This is a genomic window from Pseudomonas sp. KH_040 (assembly GCF_057839305.1).
In genome coordinates, this window is the sequence record NZ_CM174487.1 from 4,851,383 (window position 1) to 4,866,571 (window position 15,189).

Genomic DNA, 15,189 nt, shown 5'->3' on the forward strand with positions numbered 1-15,189 from the left:
CTCCACTTACCGGGGCGGGTCAGTTTCTGAGTACCCGCTCTTCTGGCGAGGTACGGCTTGACCCCTCCCCAACGGAAAAACCGGTAAGGACTTTATGTGCGGATTAGCTGGCGAGTTACGCTTTGATCAACAACCTGCAGACCTTGCAGCGATCGAGAGAATCACCCATCACCTGGCCCCTCGCGGCCCCGACGCGTGGGGCTTCCATGCCCAAGGGCCGATTGCCCTGGGCCACCGTCGCCTGAAAATCATGGACCTGTCGGACGGCTCGGCGCAGCCGATGATCGACAGTCAACTTGGCCTTTCCCTGGCCTTCAACGGTGCGATCTACAACTTCCCCGAGCTGCGCGCCGAACTCGAAGCGCTGGGTTACGCGTTCTATTCCGGTGGCGACACCGAAGTGTTGCTCAAGGGCTACCACGCGTGGGGCGAAGCGCTGCTGCCCAAGCTCAACGGGATGTTCGCCTTCGCCATTTGGGAACGCGACGCCAAACGCCTGTTCATCGCCCGCGACCGTCTCGGCGTGAAACCGTTGTACCTGTCGCGCACCGGCCAACGCCTGCGCTTTGCATCGGCCTTGCCGGCGTTGCTCAAGGGCGGCGACATCAACCCGATTCTCGATCCGGTGGCGCTCAATCACTATCTGAATTTCCATGCCGTGGTCCCGGCGCCGCGCACCTTGCTGGCCGGCATCGAAAAGCTGCCGCCTGCGACCTGGATGCGCGTTGAAGCCGACGGCAGCACCGAGCAGAAAAACTGGTGGACCCTGCCCTACGGCCCACACGACGACGAGAAAAGTCTGACGCTGGAAGACTGGGTCGACCGCGTCCTCGACAGCACCCGCGAAGCGGTGGCGATTCGTCAACGTGCCGCTGTGGATGTCGGTGTGCTGCTGTCCGGCGGTGTCGACTCGAGCATGCTCGTCGGCCTGTTGCGTGAAGTCGGCGTCGAGAACCTCTCGACGTTCTCCATCGGTTTCCAGGATGCCGGCGGCGAACGCGGTGACGAGTTTCAGTATTCCGATCTGATTGCCAAGCACTACGGCACTCAGCATCACCAATTGCGCATCGACGAGAAAGAAATCATCGAGCAATTGCCCGCCGCGTTCCGCGCGATGAGCGAACCGATGGTCAGTCATGACTGCATTGCGTTCTATCTGCTGTCGCGTGAAGTGGCCAAGCACTGCAAGGTTGTGCAGAGCGGCCAGGGCGCAGACGAATTGTTCGCCGGTTATCACTGGTACCCGCAAGTCGACGGCGCTGCCGATCCTTACGCGGCTTATCGCAACGCGTTTTTCGACCGCAGCTACGACGACTACGCCGCCACCGTGCAACCGCAGTGGCTGACTGCGCATGACGCGGCCGGTGACTTCGTCAAAGAGCATTTCGCCCAGCCCGGCGCCGAGGCGGCGGTGGACAAAGCCCTGCGTCTGGACAGCACGGTGATGCTGGTCGACGATCCGGTCAAACGCGTCGACAACATGACCATGGCCTGGGGCCTGGAAGCGCGTACGCCGTTTCTCGACTACCGACTGGTCGAACTCTCGGCCCGCGTACCCGGCAAATTCAAGCTGCCCGATGGCGGCAAACAAGTGCTGAAAGAAGCTGCTCGCCGAGTGATTCCGAGCGAAGTGATCGACCGTAAAAAAGGCTATTTCCCGGTGCCCGGCCTCAAGCACTTGCAGGGCGATACGCTGAACTGGGTGCGCGAACTGCTGCTTGATCCGAGTCAGGATCGCGGCCTGTTCAACCCGGCCATGCTCGACAAATTGCTGACCGATCCGCAAGGCCAACTGACGCCGTTACGCGGTTCGAAGCTGTGGCAACTGGCGGCCCTGAACCTGTGGCTCAGTGAACAAGGAATCTGATCGATGAAACCCCACGCCACGGCCATCAACCAACGGCTGCTACGCGGTCAGACTCCGTCCTATGAACGCTTGCAGGCGCGCCTGGCCGAAGACGGCAGCACGCTGGCCGCCGAGCCGATTGCGCTGCATTGCGGCTGGGGCCGGTTGCTGATCGGCCATACCTTTCCCGACCCGGCATCACTGGCGCAGGAACTGCTGAAAGAGCAGCCCGGCGAGCGCGACATTGCCTTGTATGTCGCCGCCCCCCAGCAGATTCTCGGCCTGGAACCGACGCAACTGTTTCTCGACCCGTCCGACACCTTGCGCCTGTGGTTCAGCGATTACCGCCAGGCCACCCGAGTGTTTCGCGGCTTTCGTATTCGCCGCGCGCAAAGTGAAGCGGACTGGCAGGCGATCAATCAGTTGTACCAGGCGCGCGGCATGTTGCCGATCGATGCCACGCGGCTGACTCCGCATCATCAGGGCGGCCCGGTGTACTGGCTGGCCGAGGACGAAGACAGCGGCGCGGTGATCGGCAGCGTCATGGGCCTGAACCATCAAAAAGCCTTCAACGACCCGGAAAACGGCAGCAGCCTGTGGTGCCTGGCGGTTGATCCGCAGTGCTCGCGCCCGGGTGTCGGCGAAGTGCTGGTGCGGCATCTGATCGAACACTTCATGAGTCGCGGCCTGAGTTATCTGGATCTGTCGGTGTTGCACGACAACCGGCAGGCGAAAAACCTCTACGCCAAGCTCGGTTTTCGCAATCTGTCGACCTTCGCCATCAAGCGCAAGAACGGCATCAATCAGCCGCTGTTTCTCGGCCCGGGGCCGGAGGCGCAGTTCAATCCGTATGCGCGGATCATCGTTGAAGAAGCGCATCGGCGCGGCATCGATGTGCAGGTCGATGACGCCGATGCCGGGCTGTTCACCCTCAGCCATGGCGGGCGCCGGGTGCGTTGCCGTGAATCGTTGAGCGACCTGACGAGCGCGATCAGCATGAGTCTGTGTCAGGACAAAAGCCTGACGCACAAAGTGCTCAAAGGCGCCGGGTTGAACCTGCCCTCGCAGCAATTGGCGGGCAATGCCGACGACAATCTGGCCTTCCTCGACGAGCATCAACGGGTGGTGGTCAAGCCGCTCGACGGAGAACAAGGTCAAGGCGTGGCGGTGGATTTGCAAAGCATCGAAGAGGTGCAGCAAGCCATCGAAACGGCGAAGCAGTTTGATAGCCGCGTGCTGCTGGAAAGCTTCCATGAAGGCCTTGATCTGCGGATTCTGGTGATTGGCTTTGAAGTGGTGGCCGCGGCGATTCGCAAGCCTGCCGAAGTGGTAGGCGATGGTCAGCATTCGGTGGGCGCGTTGATCGAGGCGCAGAGTCGGCGTCGGCAAGCGGCCACCAGCGGTGAGAGCAAGATCCCGCTGGACCACGAGACCCAGCGCACCTTGCATGCCGCGGGTTATGACTACAGCAGCATTCTGCCGGCCGGTGAGCATTTGTTTGTGCGGCGTACGGCGAATCTGCACACCGGCGGCACGCTGGAAGATGTCACGGCGATTCTGCACCCGACGCTGGTCGATGCGGCAGTGCGGGCGGCACGGGCGCTGGATATTCCGATGGTCGGCCTCGATCTGATGGTGCCGGCGGCGGATCAGCCCGAGTACGTGTTTATCGAGGCCAACGAGCGCGCCGGGCTGGCCAACCATGAACCGCAGCCGACGGCGGAGCGATTTGTCGATTTGTTGTTTCCGCACAGTCAGCCGGTTGTCTCTTGATTCTCTAGTGACTGAACCGACGCCATCGCTGGCAAGCCAGCTCCCACAAGTTTTGCGGTACACACAAAAACTGTGGGAGCTGGCTTGCCAGCGATGAGGCCCGATCAAGCAACACAAAACTTTCCTCATCGAAACCATCGGTGTGCTCAACCCATCAGGAGTTTCCATGACCACGCAAATCCCCGAACCGGATCTCAACTACCTGCAAAAAGTCCTCCTGGAAATGCTCGCCATTCCCAGCCCTACCGGGTTTACCGACACCATCGTGCGCTATGTCGCCGAGCGTCTGGAAGAACTCGGCATTCCGTTCGAAATGACCCGGCGCGGCACCATTCGCGCCACGCTCAAAGGCAAGAAGAACAGCCCCGACCGCGCGGTCTCCGCGCACCTCGACACCATCGGCGCGGCGGTCCGCGCGATCAAAGATAACGGGCGTCTGACCCTCGCCCCGGTCGGCTGCTGGTCGAGCCGTTTTGCCGAGGGCAGCCGTGTCAGCCTGTTCACCGACAACGGCGTGATTCGCGGCAGTGTGTTGCCGCTGATGGCCTCCGGGCACGCGTTCAATACCGCCGTGGACGAGATGCCGATCAGTTGGGATCACGTTGAACTGCGCCTGGACGCTTACTGTGCGACCAAGGCCGATTGCGACTCACTGGGCATCAGCATCGGTGACGTGGTCGCCTTCGATCCGCTGCCGGAATTCACCGAAAGCGGTCACATCAGCGCCCGCCACCTCGATGACAAGGCCGGGGTTGCGGCGCTGCTGGCGGCACTCAAAGCCATTGTCGACAGCGGCCAGGAACTGATGATCGACTGCCATCCGCTGTTTACCATCACCGAAGAGACCGGCAGCGGCGCGGCAGCGGCATTGCCGTGGGACGTCAGCGAATTCGTCGGCATCGACATCGCACCGGTCGCTCCGGGGCAGCACTCCAGCGAGCATGCGGTGAGTGTGGCGATGCAGGATTCCGGCGGGCCGTACGACTATCACCTGTCGCGACATTTGCTGAAATTGGCCAGCGAGAACGAGTTGCCGGTGCGCCGCGACCTGTTCCGCTATTACTTCAGCGATGCGCATTCGGCGGTGACTGCAGGCCACGACATCCGCACTGCCCTGCTCGCGTTTGGTTGCGATGCGACCCATGGTTATGAGCGTACGCACATCGACAGCCTGGCCGCGCTGAGTCGTTTGCTTGGCGCTTATATTCTGAGCCCGCCAGTGTTTGCCAGCGATGCCGCGCCGGCGAATGCCTCGCTTGATCGCTTCAGTCATCAGATCGAGCATGACACACAGATGGAGAGTGATACGCGGGTGCCGTCGGTGGACAGTCTGGTGGGGCAGCGTTCCGATACTTGATCCGGCTTTGTGATGACAGGACTGGCCCCATCGCTGGCAAGCCAGCTCCCACAGGTATCGGAGGTGTACACAAATTTGTGTTGCCCCAATTACTGTGGGAGCTGGCTTGCCAGCGATGAGGTCGGCATAGGCAACACAAAACTGGCAGGCAAACCGCAATCGCCGTAGCATCCCGCCATTGATTCAGCCGAGGTGCCCATGCTCATTCCCCACGACCAACTTGAAGTCGACACCCTCACCCGCCTCATCGAAGATTTCGTCACCCGCGACGGCACCGACAACGGCGATGACACGCCGCTGGAAACCCGTGTGCTGCGCGTGCGTCAGGCCTTGACCAAAGGCCAGGCGCTGATCGTCTTCGACCCGGAAAGCGAGCAATGTCAGTTGATGCTCAAACACGATGTGCCCAAGCATCTGTTCGATTGAATGCCTAGCGGAGCTTTTCGGTGGCCTGCTTGCGCTTGATCCGGTCATAGACCTCCGCGCGGTGCACATTGACCTTTTGCGGGGCCTCGACGCCAAAGCGCACGCTGGAGCCGTTCACCGACAGCACGCGCAGGGAAATGTCGTCGCCGATTGAAATCAACTCACCAACGACACGGCTGAGTACAAGCATGAGATTCGTCCTTCAGGGTTAGCGAACCCTGAAGATGCGCGGCTTGCCGCGGCTCTACAATGCATGGCGGGCAAATCAGTTTTGCCTTACAGCCATGCTCGCATCAAGCCGTCAGACGTTTCCGACAAATACCCCTCACGCCGCAGAAAATCGCGGCCCGAACAGAATCACGCTAGCGCCGATCACGCACAGCGCCACGCCGATCCAGTCCGAACTCAAAGGACGCACCCGCTCGACCACCATCAGCCAGCCAATCGACGCGACGATGTAGATCCCGCCATACGCGGCATAGGCACGCCCCGCGTAGTTAGCTTCAACGCGGGTCAGCAGCAGTGCGAACAAGGTCAGACTGAGCAGCGCAGGAATCACCCAAAACGCACTTTTGCCTTGGCGCAGCCACATGAAGAAGGCGAAGCAACCGGCGATTTCAAACAGCGCCGCGAGGAAGAACCACAAGTAATTGAGCATTGATGAGTCTCGACAGGGTGACCATTGCGGCCACCCTAACGACGCGGTCTGCTACGGGCAAGCTCAGCCGTTGTTCTGTTTGGCTTTGGCGCGCATTTTTTCCGCCATGGAGGTCATTTCGTTATAGAGCAGTTGCGGGTTCTTCTGCTTGAGCGCCCAAGCCATCCGGCCTTGTTCGTGGGGCAGAATCATGAACTCGCCGGCGGCCACTTGCTGATAGATGTAATCGGCGATGTCCGCCGCGCTGATCGGCGAACTTTCCAGCAACTTGCCGACCTGCGCTTTCATCGCCGGGGTGGGACCACGGAACGAATCCAGCAAGTTGGTCTGGAAGAACGACGGACACACCACGTGCACGCCTACTTCCTGTTGCGCCAGCTCGATCAGCAAGCTTTCCGACAACGCCACCACCCCGGCCTTGGCCACGTTGTAGTTGCTCATGGCCGGGCCTTGCATCAATGCCGCCATCGAGGCGATGTTGATAATCTTGCCTTTGCTTTGCTCCAGCAGCGGCAGGAACGCCTTGCAGCCCTTGACCACGCCCATCAGGTTGATCGCGATCTGCCAGTCCCAGTCTTCCAGCGACAGCTCGCTGAAGAAACCGCCCGAGGCAACACCGGCGTTGTTGACGATGATGTCGATGCCGCCGAGCTTCTCTTCGCAGGCCTGGGCGAATGCGGTGAGCTGGCTGTAATCACGCACATCGCAGCGCTGAATGAACCCGTCGCCACCGGCCTCGCGGACCATTTTCAGGGTTTCCTGCAGGCCGGGTTCGCTGACATCGGACAAGGCCAGTTGCCAGCCTTCACGCGCCCAGCGCAGCGCGATTTCGCGACCCAGGCCCGAGCCCGCACCAGTGATCATCATGCGATTTTGCATAGCAAACAGCCTTGTTGTTCCGGGGAAGATGCGCCGAGTGTAGCGAAGGATCGACGCACGCCCACGCTCCATCAAGTTGCTGAATGCAAGATCAAAAGATCGCAGCCTTTGGCAGCTCCTACATCGAACTCCTGTAGGAGCTGCCGAAGGCTGCGATCTTTTGATCTTGTGCTTCAAAGGAAATAAACAAGCAATCCAAATACATTAAAAAAACATTGAATTTTCTTTCACGCGCACCGGTCGGAATTTGTAAGCCGTCTGGAATTACTTAGTCTCCAGTCGCCCTTGAATACCAATACTTCTCGAACACTATCAACAAGGAAATCGACATGGGCACAATTCTTATCATTATCCTGATCCTGTTGCTGATCGGTGGTCTGCCGGTCTTCCCGCACTCCAGAAGTTGGGGTTACGGTCCATCGGGGATTATCGGCGTGGTGTTGGTGGTGCTGTTGGTGCTGCTGTTACTCGGTCGGATATAACGATGTAACCGGCAAAAAAAGAGGCCCTGTTCAGGGCCTCTTTTTTATTGCGCGGATTTTACTGGCAGTGAGCGATCAATCCGGCTTGCCGTGAATGACGCCAGCGGTGTTATCCATCAGGCTTTTGGTCGCCGTTTGCAGGAACGCTTCGAGTTTGAGTTTCAACTCGGCAGTGCGCGGTGCATTTGGAATGACTTCGGCGTGCGGGTTGGCACCTAGCTGGTACTGCCACATCTTCGGCCCCATGTCCTTGTCTCTTGGCAACACCAGGATCTGGTCGGCGGTGACGATGGCGGTCGTCTGCTCACTGCCCGACGGTTTGATCACACCGAAACCGGTGTCGCCTTCCGGCAGGTTGAGCAAATCGCGGCCCCAGCACTGATGACGCACTTCGCCACCGAGACGGCCCATGATGGTCGGCACGATGTCGATCTGCGTACCCACGGTGTGGTCACGGGTACCGAACTTCTCCTGGATGCCCGGTGCAATCATCAGCATCGGTACGTTGAAGCGGCCCAGGTCCATCTCGGTGATCTGGCGCTCGTTGCCGAAGCCGTGGTCGCCGACGATGACGAACAGGGTTTCCTTGAAGTACGGCTCTTTGCGCGCCTTCTCGAAGAACTGACCCAGTGCCCAGTCGGAGTAGCGCATGGCGGTCAAGTGTTCGTTGAGGCTGCCACGGTCAGTCACGCGCTCGACCGGCAATGGCGTCGGCAAGGCGTACGGCGTGTGGTTGGACAGGGTTTGCAGCAGCGCGTAGAACGGCTTGCCGTTTTCCCGCGCCTTGAGCTCCTGCAGACCACGGTCGAACATGTCCTGGTCGGACACGCCCCAGGTCGGATCGGAGAACACCGGGTTGACGAAGTCATTACGGCCAACGAAGTTGGTCATGCCCTGGTTGCTGAAGAAGCCCGACTGGTTGTCCCAGGCGAAGTCGCCGTTGTAGACGTATACGTCGTCGTAGTTGCGGGCGCTGAGCACCTGCGGCAAGCCGGACAGCTTGTGGCTGCCTTCCGGGGTCTGCATCAGGTATTCGAAACCTGGCAGGTTGGGGAAGCAGGCCATGGTCGCGAACATGCCCTGATGGGTGTGCGTACCGTTGGAGAAGAAGCGGTCGAACAGCAGACCTTCCTTCGACAGTTTGTCCAGGTATGGCGTGATGTTGCCTGGCGCGCCCAATGCACCGACCGAGTGACCGGCCATGCTTTCCATCAGGATCACCACAACGTTCTTGATCGGCAGGGTCTTGTCGGCCGGCGGCGTGTAATCACGGCGCACGGCGGCAATATCGGCATCGACCAGTTTTTCGTCTGGCATCAGCAGCATGTCGCGCACGACTTTCTGCGCCTGCTCTTGCGGCAACGTCGCTTTCCAGATGTTGTCGCGATCTTCGCCCATGCGAGATTTGGCGGCCTCGATCAGCGACAGCGTGGCGTTGAGGCCGAGCTGGTTGGCGAAGTTGGAATCGGTGGTGTAGACATCACCCCAGCGCATCGGCGGGCCCTGACGCAAGGTGCCACGGGCGGCAGCCACGCAGATCAGCAGGCAGACCATGAACACCGCAAGACGGGTGTACCACGGCGCAACTTGACGGGTGCTGACGCTGCCGCCACTGAACGGTCCGCGCGGACGCGTGGCACGGTCGGCGCCTTTGAACGCCAGGGTGAGGATGACAGTGCCGATGACCCATCCCAGCAGATAGCGAACCACCGGGAAACCGTACCAGAGCATGCTCATCACGGTTTTCGGGTCTTCTTTCACGTACTGGAACACCAGACCATTGAGGCGCTGGTGGAACTCACGATAGAAGTCCATCTCCATCAGGCCAAGGAACAGCGCGATGCTCGAGGCGATGGTCAGCCACAGGCGGAAGAAACCGCGAGCGGCCATGGCGCGGGCACTGAACAGTGCCAGCACCAGCGGAATGCACACGTAAACCACCAGGCGCAGGTCGAAACGCAGGCCGTTGGCGAAGGCTTCGAGAAAGGTCGAAGCCGGGGTATCGAGGATCATCTCGCGGTTGTAGACCAGCAGCGCGAGGCGCAGCACGGAAAACATCACCATCATGACCAGCGCGCAAAGCAGCGTGTAGGCCAGATGCGATTTGACGGTCGGTTGCAGCAGGCGAGCAGAAGATCGCTGCTGATTCAGGGCGTCCGGGTTTGCCATGTCGTTTTAGGACCCATTGGAAGTTGAAGTTGCAAAAAATACAGCGGCGCCATGCCCTCTATTGGTCATTCCAGACCCCGGGGCGTGCGCGGTGCGCAAATGTTGCACGATCACCTGCACCATTGCCATTGATTACTGCCCCGCCGCCAGACACTTTCATCTAGAGCCATGGCAAACCGGGAAAGCGTGCAAACAGCGCGGGCGAATTGTCAGGAACACTTTGTGAAAATTTCGTGCAACGCATATCTGGAAACACAATATTGCGAGAAAACAAAACGCCCCGTATCGGTCGGGGCGTTTTGTGTAGAGCGCGCTTATTACTTCTCGGCGCGTTCTTTCAGAGCTTTCAAGGTGTTGAACGGCGCATCGACGACAAACTTGTTGGCAACCATCGCCGGCACGCTGCCGCCTGGCTCGGTGTGCACCTGATAAGTCACTTCAACCTGGTCGCCCTTGGGCACGAACTTCCAGAAGCCTTTGACCTGCTGAACGCGGACAAAGCCCTTTTCTTCCGGCATGTACGTCGGCAAGCCTTCCAGATTGCGGGTCAGGCTGCCATCGGCGCCTTCAACGGTGGTCACCTTCAGCACCGAGTCACGCGGAGTAACTGGCCAAGGCGTGTTGAACTGGGTGTAGGTCCAGCTCTGATCGCCTTCGTGCTTGAGCAGTTTCTGGGTCTTGCATTCGTGAATCCAGGCGCACGCGCCGGAGACATCTTCCTGCAGTGCGCGCAGTTTGGCGACGGTGGTTTTCATCAGCACAACGCCCTGGTAGGACTTGTAGTCCGAACCCGGCACTTCACTGAGGGACACCTTGATACCGTCCTCGTTTTTGGCGACTTTCCAGTCTTCAGCCTGAGCGACGGACGTGGCCAGCACAGCGGTCAAACCACACAACACAGCGATACGATGCAGCGAACCCATAGTCTTATTCCTTATTGTTGAAGTTCCGTTCGTTTGACACATCACGCCGCCGTCATTTGCTCCCACCAGCCGATCAGCCTGATCGCTTCTTCCGAGCTGCTGCCGCAGACCTCGACATCCGCAGCAAAGCCCGAACAGACTGCCGGACGCTCCGGGCGGCCGAAAATGCTGCACAGGTTTTCGACCGAAAGCTGCACGCAACGTTCGCCGGCAGGTTTGCCATCAGGCATGCCGGGAATCGGCGAACTGATGGATGGGGCAATGCAGCAAGCGCCACAGCCTTCACGGCATTTCATGACGAACAATTCCTCGCGACGGGCGATGTGTAAATAGAGACGCGGAACAGAGTAACCGCTAAAACGGCTGTTTCAAATTGCCTGAACCGGGGTTTTTAGCGATAACTCAATGTGACTGACCAGTCTCCGACAAAGCGTCTGGTCTGCGGGTCACAGATGGGTTGGTTTTACTGTTTGAATTCGAAATCCAGCGCGGCACCTTCGACTTCGCGGCGCTCTTCGTTGCGCAGTTGCAACTGCATTTCGTTGCTGAGCAAGCGGCCGTTGAGCTGGAATCCGTTGTTTTTCTCGCCAAACATCTGCGGCAGGATCGGCTCGCGCTTGGGCAATTCAACCGTGCCCTTGGGCTTCAGTTCCTGGACCATGTCCTTGGGCAGGCTCAAATCGAGTTTTGCCGGCGGCAACTTGGCTTTCACCACTTCGCTGGCAGGCTTCGATTTGGAAGCGATCGGCTTGCGTTTCTTGATGACTATTTGCTGGGCTTTCTTCGCGGGAACGGCCTTTGGCGCAGACGTGGCTTTTTTAGCGGCACTCGTCGCAGCCGGTTTTTCCTGAACTGCAGCGGCCACGGCTCCAGGCGCATGACCGATCATCAGCAAACCCAGCAACACCCAAGCGGCAGGAAAAATCGCTTTCATGGACCCAACGACACTAACGGCAGAGGGCCATATGCTCGCTTGTTGGACGCGACAAGACAAGCGTCACCCACCGCTCGTTCAGAATCCGCCAGCGGTTTCCTGACACAGTTGCGTCGCCAGCATGCCCAGGGTCATCAGCGCCCGCTCCGCCTCGCGGTTCCACGGAATCCCGCAGTTCAGGCGAATACAGTGGTTGAACTGCTCGGTATTACTGAAGATCAGCCCCGGGGCAATACTGATACCCTGCTGCAACGCGCGAACATGCAACTCCTGGGTATTGACCCTCCCCGGCAAGCTCACCCAGAGGATGAAACCGCCCGTGGGCCGGGTCATTTGCGTGCCTTCGGGGAAGTACTGCTGCACCGCCAACTGGAAGGCGCTGAGGTTTTTCCGGTATTCCTGGCGGATGTACCGTAAATGCCGGTCATAACCGCCGTTTTCCAGATAAGCGGCAATCGCCATCTGCGTCACGCTGCACGCCGAATGGGTGCTGAAGGTCTGCAAGCGCTGGATTTCCTGCTGATACTTGCCGGCGATCATCCAGCCGATGCGCACACCGGGTGACAAGGTTTTGGAGAAACTCGAGCAGTAGATCACCCGATCCAGTCGGTCATACGCCTTGAGCGCTTTGGTCTTGCCTTGCTCGAACATCAGTTCGCCATAGATATCATCTTCGACAATCTGAATATCGAAATCAGAAGCCAGGCGCAGCAACTGTTTCTGCCGCTCTTCGGGCATGGTGCCGCCCAGCGGATTGCTCAGTCGCGTGGTCAGCACCAACGCTTTGATCGACCATTGGTTGGCCGCCAGTTGCAGGGCTTCGAGGCTCATGCCAGTCGCGGGATCGCTCGGAATCTCGATGACTTTCAGGCCGAGCAGATCGGCCAGTTGCAGCAATCCGTAATAGGTCGGCGATTCGGCGGCGATCAGATCACCCGGGCGGGTCAGTACGCGCAACGACATCTGCAAGGCATCGACACAACCATGGGTGATCACCACTTCTGACGGATCGACCACCACACCAGCATCGCGCATGCGGATCGCCACCTGGCGGCGCAGCGGCTCAAAACCGGGGCTGAACATGTAACTGAAAGCACGCGGGCTATGGAAGCGCGTGACCTTGGCCAGTTGCTGATGCAGTGCGCGCACCGGCAAGTAGTCGACACTCGGCACAGCCGCGCCGAGCGGAAACACGCCTTCTCGGCGTGATTCGACCAACACCTGTTGAATGATGCTGCTGCGGGTAACCAAGCCTGGCCGTTCGACCCGGGCAATGTCCGGCGTCGGCGCCGTCAGTGCAGGTGTCTGGTGCACGTAATACCCGGACTGCGGGCGCGCCCTAATCAAGCCCTGATCTTCGAGATTGGCGTAAGCCTGCAACACCGTCGCATGGCTGACGTTGAGCTGCGAACTCATCTTGCGCACCGAAGGCACGCGCTCCCCCGGTTGATAGACGCCACGGCGGATGTCTTCGGCCAGTTGCTGAGCAATACGTTGGTAGAGCAAGAGATTGGTCATGACGCAGCACTCGATTTCACGGGCATTTTATTCTTGTGTGAAACAATACCGGAACAGTTTAGAAGTGTACTGGGACAGTTGTCACATTACTCGACCATACAGTGCGGTGTCTGCCCCTGACTGTACTGATTTGCGGGCTATTCGACAGACGTAAAAAAGCCCGGCACTGCATGACAGTCCGGGCTTTCCAGAGACGCAGCCCTCAGCGGGCGGCGCCGAGCTGGCCTTTTTCATCGGAGAAGACAATTTCCACACGACGATTCTGCGCCCGCCCACGCTCGGAAGCATTGGCGTCCACCGGGTATTCGTCGCCGTAGCCTTCGACCTGAATGCGCTTGTCGTCGATGCCCAGATCTATCAACACATCCGCGACCGATTGCGCGCGATCACGAGACAACTTGAGGTTTTCCTGTTTGCCACCGGTACTGTCGGTGTACCCCTCGATACGCACCACGCGTTTGGGGTTCAATTGCAGGAACTGGACGATCTTCAGCACCACGCGGTTGGCCGAGTTTTTCAGCTCCGCTTCACCGGTGTCGAACAGCACATCACCGAGGGTCATTACCAGACCACGGTCGGTCTGCGTGGTGGCCAGTGCGACGATCTGTTCTTCCAGCCATTTGCCCTGCTGCTGCACGCTGAGCAACTTGGATTCACGCAGGGCCAGTTGCAAGCGCTGACGCTCTAGCTCCAGTTTGGCTGCGCGCTCTTCGTTGAGCACCTGATTGGTGTGCTCGCGGGCGATTTCGCTGTAACGCTGGCTCAGGTAGGCGTAATGCACCACGTCGGAGCCGCTGCCCCAGTAGGTCGACAGGCGATCGGCACGGGCCAGCGACTCACCGGCGCGGATCACGTCTTTCGGCGCGATGCGCAGCACATTGGAATCTTCCTTGACCTTCTGGAAGTCGGCGCTGGCCTCTTGCAGTGCGGATTCGCTGTGTTGACCGGCGCAGCCGTACAGGCTGGCGCAACCGGCAAGTATCAGACCGCCGAGGACTTTGGATTTGAGGCTCATTGGGCATCTCCCAGTTGCTTGCGCAGACGGACGATGCGGGTGTTGAGCACATTCAGCTGTTCTTCACTTTTTTGCGTCAACACTTTGGCTTCGGCCAGACGAGCATCCAGTTCAGCCTGTTCCGAACGCATGCGCGCGTTGCGGTAGGACTCGTCCGCCATGTTGCCTTTGGCGCGGTTGTACTTGGTTTCGGCCAGTTTCATTTCCGGCACTTCGTCAGCAGTGGCGCCAACAGCCTTGGCCTGGATTATGGCTTGCTCGGTCAGGCGCATTTGTTCAACGGGTGCCGGATCGGTCGCGCAACCGGCCAGGGCCAGAACGGCCATCGCCGCGAAAAGAGGTCGAATACTCACTAAGAATCCCTACTGTTTTGGGGCACTGACGGGTTGTTGCGGCTGTTGCTGCTGCGCCTTCCAGCGCTCGATGTTGCGTTGCAGCGCGGCTTCCGTCAGTCCGGACGCGGGCAATTCTGTCATCTTTTTGGCCAACTGTCCGCGCAACCACGGATCGTTACATGCCGAGTTATGCGAAACCGCAAGAAACAGCCCCGGGCGGTCGACGGGGTGCTCGAACGCCAGCAGGTCATTGGTCATGCCCAATGCCTGCGCGGCGGCCATGCCTGAGTAGCGGCCGGCGAGTACATATTCCACTTCACCGAGGAGCAATTTCTGCAGGGCCTGAGTGAGGTTGGCTGTCCGTGTCAGGGTCAGATTCTGCTCGGCGAAAACGCCGAATGCCTGGGTCATGCGAGACTTTTCCGACATCGCACCGGTGTGGCCATGCAAGTCTTTGGCCTCGCTATAGACCAGTGTCGAGCCTTTACGCGTCCACACCAGATAGTCGTTTTCCAGCAGCGGTGGATAGATGTAGTCGAAGTTTTCCAGTTCATTGAAGGTCAGCGGCGCATCGGCCAGCATGTCCATGCGCCCGCTGCGCACTTCATCGAGGGCTTGCGAGCGTTTGCCGGCGTAGAGCAGTTCGACTTTGATGCCGAGGTCTTTGGCGACTTGTTGCAACAGGTCGGCACTGGCGCCGATCAACTGCTTTGGATTCTGCGGGTCCTGCCACAGGTACGGCGGCGCATCCGGGCTGCCGGTGACGACGAGGCGCTCGCACTTGCCCGCGGCCGTGGCCAAACCTGACAACAGGGCCAATCCCAGCAATACCGAGTAATGCAATCCGCAGCGCAGATCCATGGCAAAAAGCTCC

16 protein-coding genes are annotated in these 15,189 nt (G+C 59.4%); 5 read left to right on the forward strand and 11 right to left on the reverse strand.

The annotated features are described in order from the left end of the window. The first annotated feature begins 94 nt into the window (after positions 1-94). The 4 genes from AC3IUF_RS21515 to AC3IUF_RS21530 all read left to right on the forward strand — a co-directional run bounded on the left by AC3IUF_RS21515 (position 95) and on the right by AC3IUF_RS21530 (position 5,402). A complete protein-coding gene (locus AC3IUF_RS21515; RefSeq protein WP_007908369.1) occupies positions 95-1,867 on the forward strand; it encodes an N-acetylglutaminylglutamine amidotransferase in 1,773 nt (590 codons plus the stop codon). Positions 1,868-1,870: 3 nt separating this feature from the next. Next, complete coding sequence (ngg, locus tag AC3IUF_RS21520; protein ID WP_007908368.1) at positions 1,871-3,619, forward strand: N-acetylglutaminylglutamine synthetase; 1,749 nt, start codon at positions 1,871-1,873, stop codon at positions 3,617-3,619. 166 nt (positions 3,620-3,785) lie between these two features. After that, positions 3,786-4,976, forward strand: a complete 1,191-nt coding sequence (locus AC3IUF_RS21525) for an osmoprotectant NAGGN system M42 family peptidase (RefSeq protein WP_007949948.1) — start codon at positions 3,786-3,788, stop codon at positions 4,974-4,976. A 198-nt stretch (positions 4,977-5,174) separates the two neighbouring features. After that, positions 5,175-5,402 carry a YheU family protein gene (locus AC3IUF_RS21530; protein ID WP_003199186.1) on the forward strand — a complete coding sequence of 76 codons (228 nt, stop codon included), beginning with the start codon at positions 5,175-5,177 and terminating at the stop codon, positions 5,400-5,402. 4 nt (positions 5,403-5,406) lie between these two features. Here AC3IUF_RS21530 and csrA read toward each other — a convergent pair whose 3' ends face one another. The 3 genes from csrA to AC3IUF_RS21545 form a co-directional block, all read right to left on the reverse strand. After that, a complete protein-coding gene (gene csrA, locus AC3IUF_RS21535; RefSeq protein WP_007908359.1) occupies positions 5,407-5,592 on the reverse strand; it encodes a carbon storage regulator CsrA in 186 nt (61 codons plus the stop codon). A gap of 135 nt (positions 5,593-5,727) precedes the next feature. After that, the gene (locus AC3IUF_RS21540; protein ID WP_123375491.1) at positions 5,728-6,060 is read right to left on the reverse strand and encodes a YnfA family protein; all 333 of its coding nucleotides are present in this window, start codon (positions 6,058-6,060) and stop codon (positions 5,728-5,730) included. A gap of 63 nt (positions 6,061-6,123) precedes the next feature. Beyond that, complete coding sequence (locus tag AC3IUF_RS21545; RefSeq protein ID WP_007908355.1) at positions 6,124-6,939, reverse strand: SDR family oxidoreductase; 816 nt, start codon at positions 6,937-6,939, stop codon at positions 6,124-6,126. A gap of 323 nt (positions 6,940-7,262) precedes the next feature. Here AC3IUF_RS21545 and AC3IUF_RS21550 point away from each other — a divergent pair, with 323 nt between their 5' ends. Then, positions 7,263-7,421 (forward strand): DUF3309 family protein, encoded by a 159-nt coding sequence (locus AC3IUF_RS21550; protein ID WP_169432680.1) that lies wholly within the window; start codon positions 7,263-7,265, stop codon positions 7,419-7,421. Between the two features lie 75 nt (positions 7,422-7,496). Here the strand turns inward: AC3IUF_RS21550 and AC3IUF_RS21555 are convergent, their stop codons facing one another. The 8 genes from AC3IUF_RS21555 to AC3IUF_RS21590 all read right to left on the reverse strand — a co-directional run bounded on the left by AC3IUF_RS21555 (position 7,497) and on the right by AC3IUF_RS21590 (position 15,176). Beyond that, entirely contained in the window at positions 7,497-9,590 is a 2,094-nt protein-coding gene (locus AC3IUF_RS21555) for an LTA synthase family protein (protein WP_489279265.1), read from the reverse strand. 317 nt (positions 9,591-9,907) lie between these two features. Beyond that, positions 9,908-10,513: an START domain-containing protein gene (locus AC3IUF_RS21560; RefSeq protein ID WP_414894774.1), complete on the reverse strand. Its 606-nt coding sequence runs from the start codon at positions 10,511-10,513 to the stop codon at positions 9,908-9,910. Positions 10,514-10,554: 41 nt separating this feature from the next. After that, positions 10,555-10,809 carry a YkgJ family cysteine cluster protein gene (locus AC3IUF_RS21565; RefSeq protein WP_007908349.1) on the reverse strand — a complete coding sequence of 85 codons (255 nt, stop codon included), beginning with the start codon at positions 10,807-10,809 and terminating at the stop codon, positions 10,555-10,557. Positions 10,810-10,976: 167 nt separating this feature from the next. Next, entirely contained in the window at positions 10,977-11,447 is a 471-nt protein-coding gene (locus AC3IUF_RS21570) for a translation initiation factor 2 (protein ID WP_489279266.1), read from the reverse strand. Positions 11,448-11,525: 78 nt separating this feature from the next. Continuing rightward, on the reverse strand, positions 11,526-12,965 hold the full coding sequence (locus AC3IUF_RS21575) for an aminotransferase-like domain-containing protein (RefSeq protein ID WP_007908347.1): 1,440 nt from the start codon (positions 12,963-12,965) through the stop codon (positions 11,526-11,528). A 202-nt stretch (positions 12,966-13,167) separates the two neighbouring features. Next, positions 13,168-13,980, reverse strand: a complete 813-nt coding sequence (locus AC3IUF_RS21580) for an OmpA family protein (RefSeq protein ID WP_007908346.1) — start codon at positions 13,978-13,980, stop codon at positions 13,168-13,170. Further along, entirely contained in the window at positions 13,977-14,333 is a 357-nt protein-coding gene (locus tag AC3IUF_RS21585) for a DUF4398 domain-containing protein (protein ID WP_176472319.1), read from the reverse strand. The genes AC3IUF_RS21580 and AC3IUF_RS21585 overlap by 4 nt, the downstream gene beginning before the upstream one ends. A 9-nt stretch (positions 14,334-14,342) precedes the next feature. Continuing rightward, the gene (locus AC3IUF_RS21590; RefSeq protein ID WP_007908342.1) at positions 14,343-15,176 is read right to left on the reverse strand and encodes a substrate-binding periplasmic protein; all 834 of its coding nucleotides are present in this window, start codon (positions 15,174-15,176) and stop codon (positions 14,343-14,345) included. Positions 15,177-15,189: the final 13 nt, after the last annotated feature.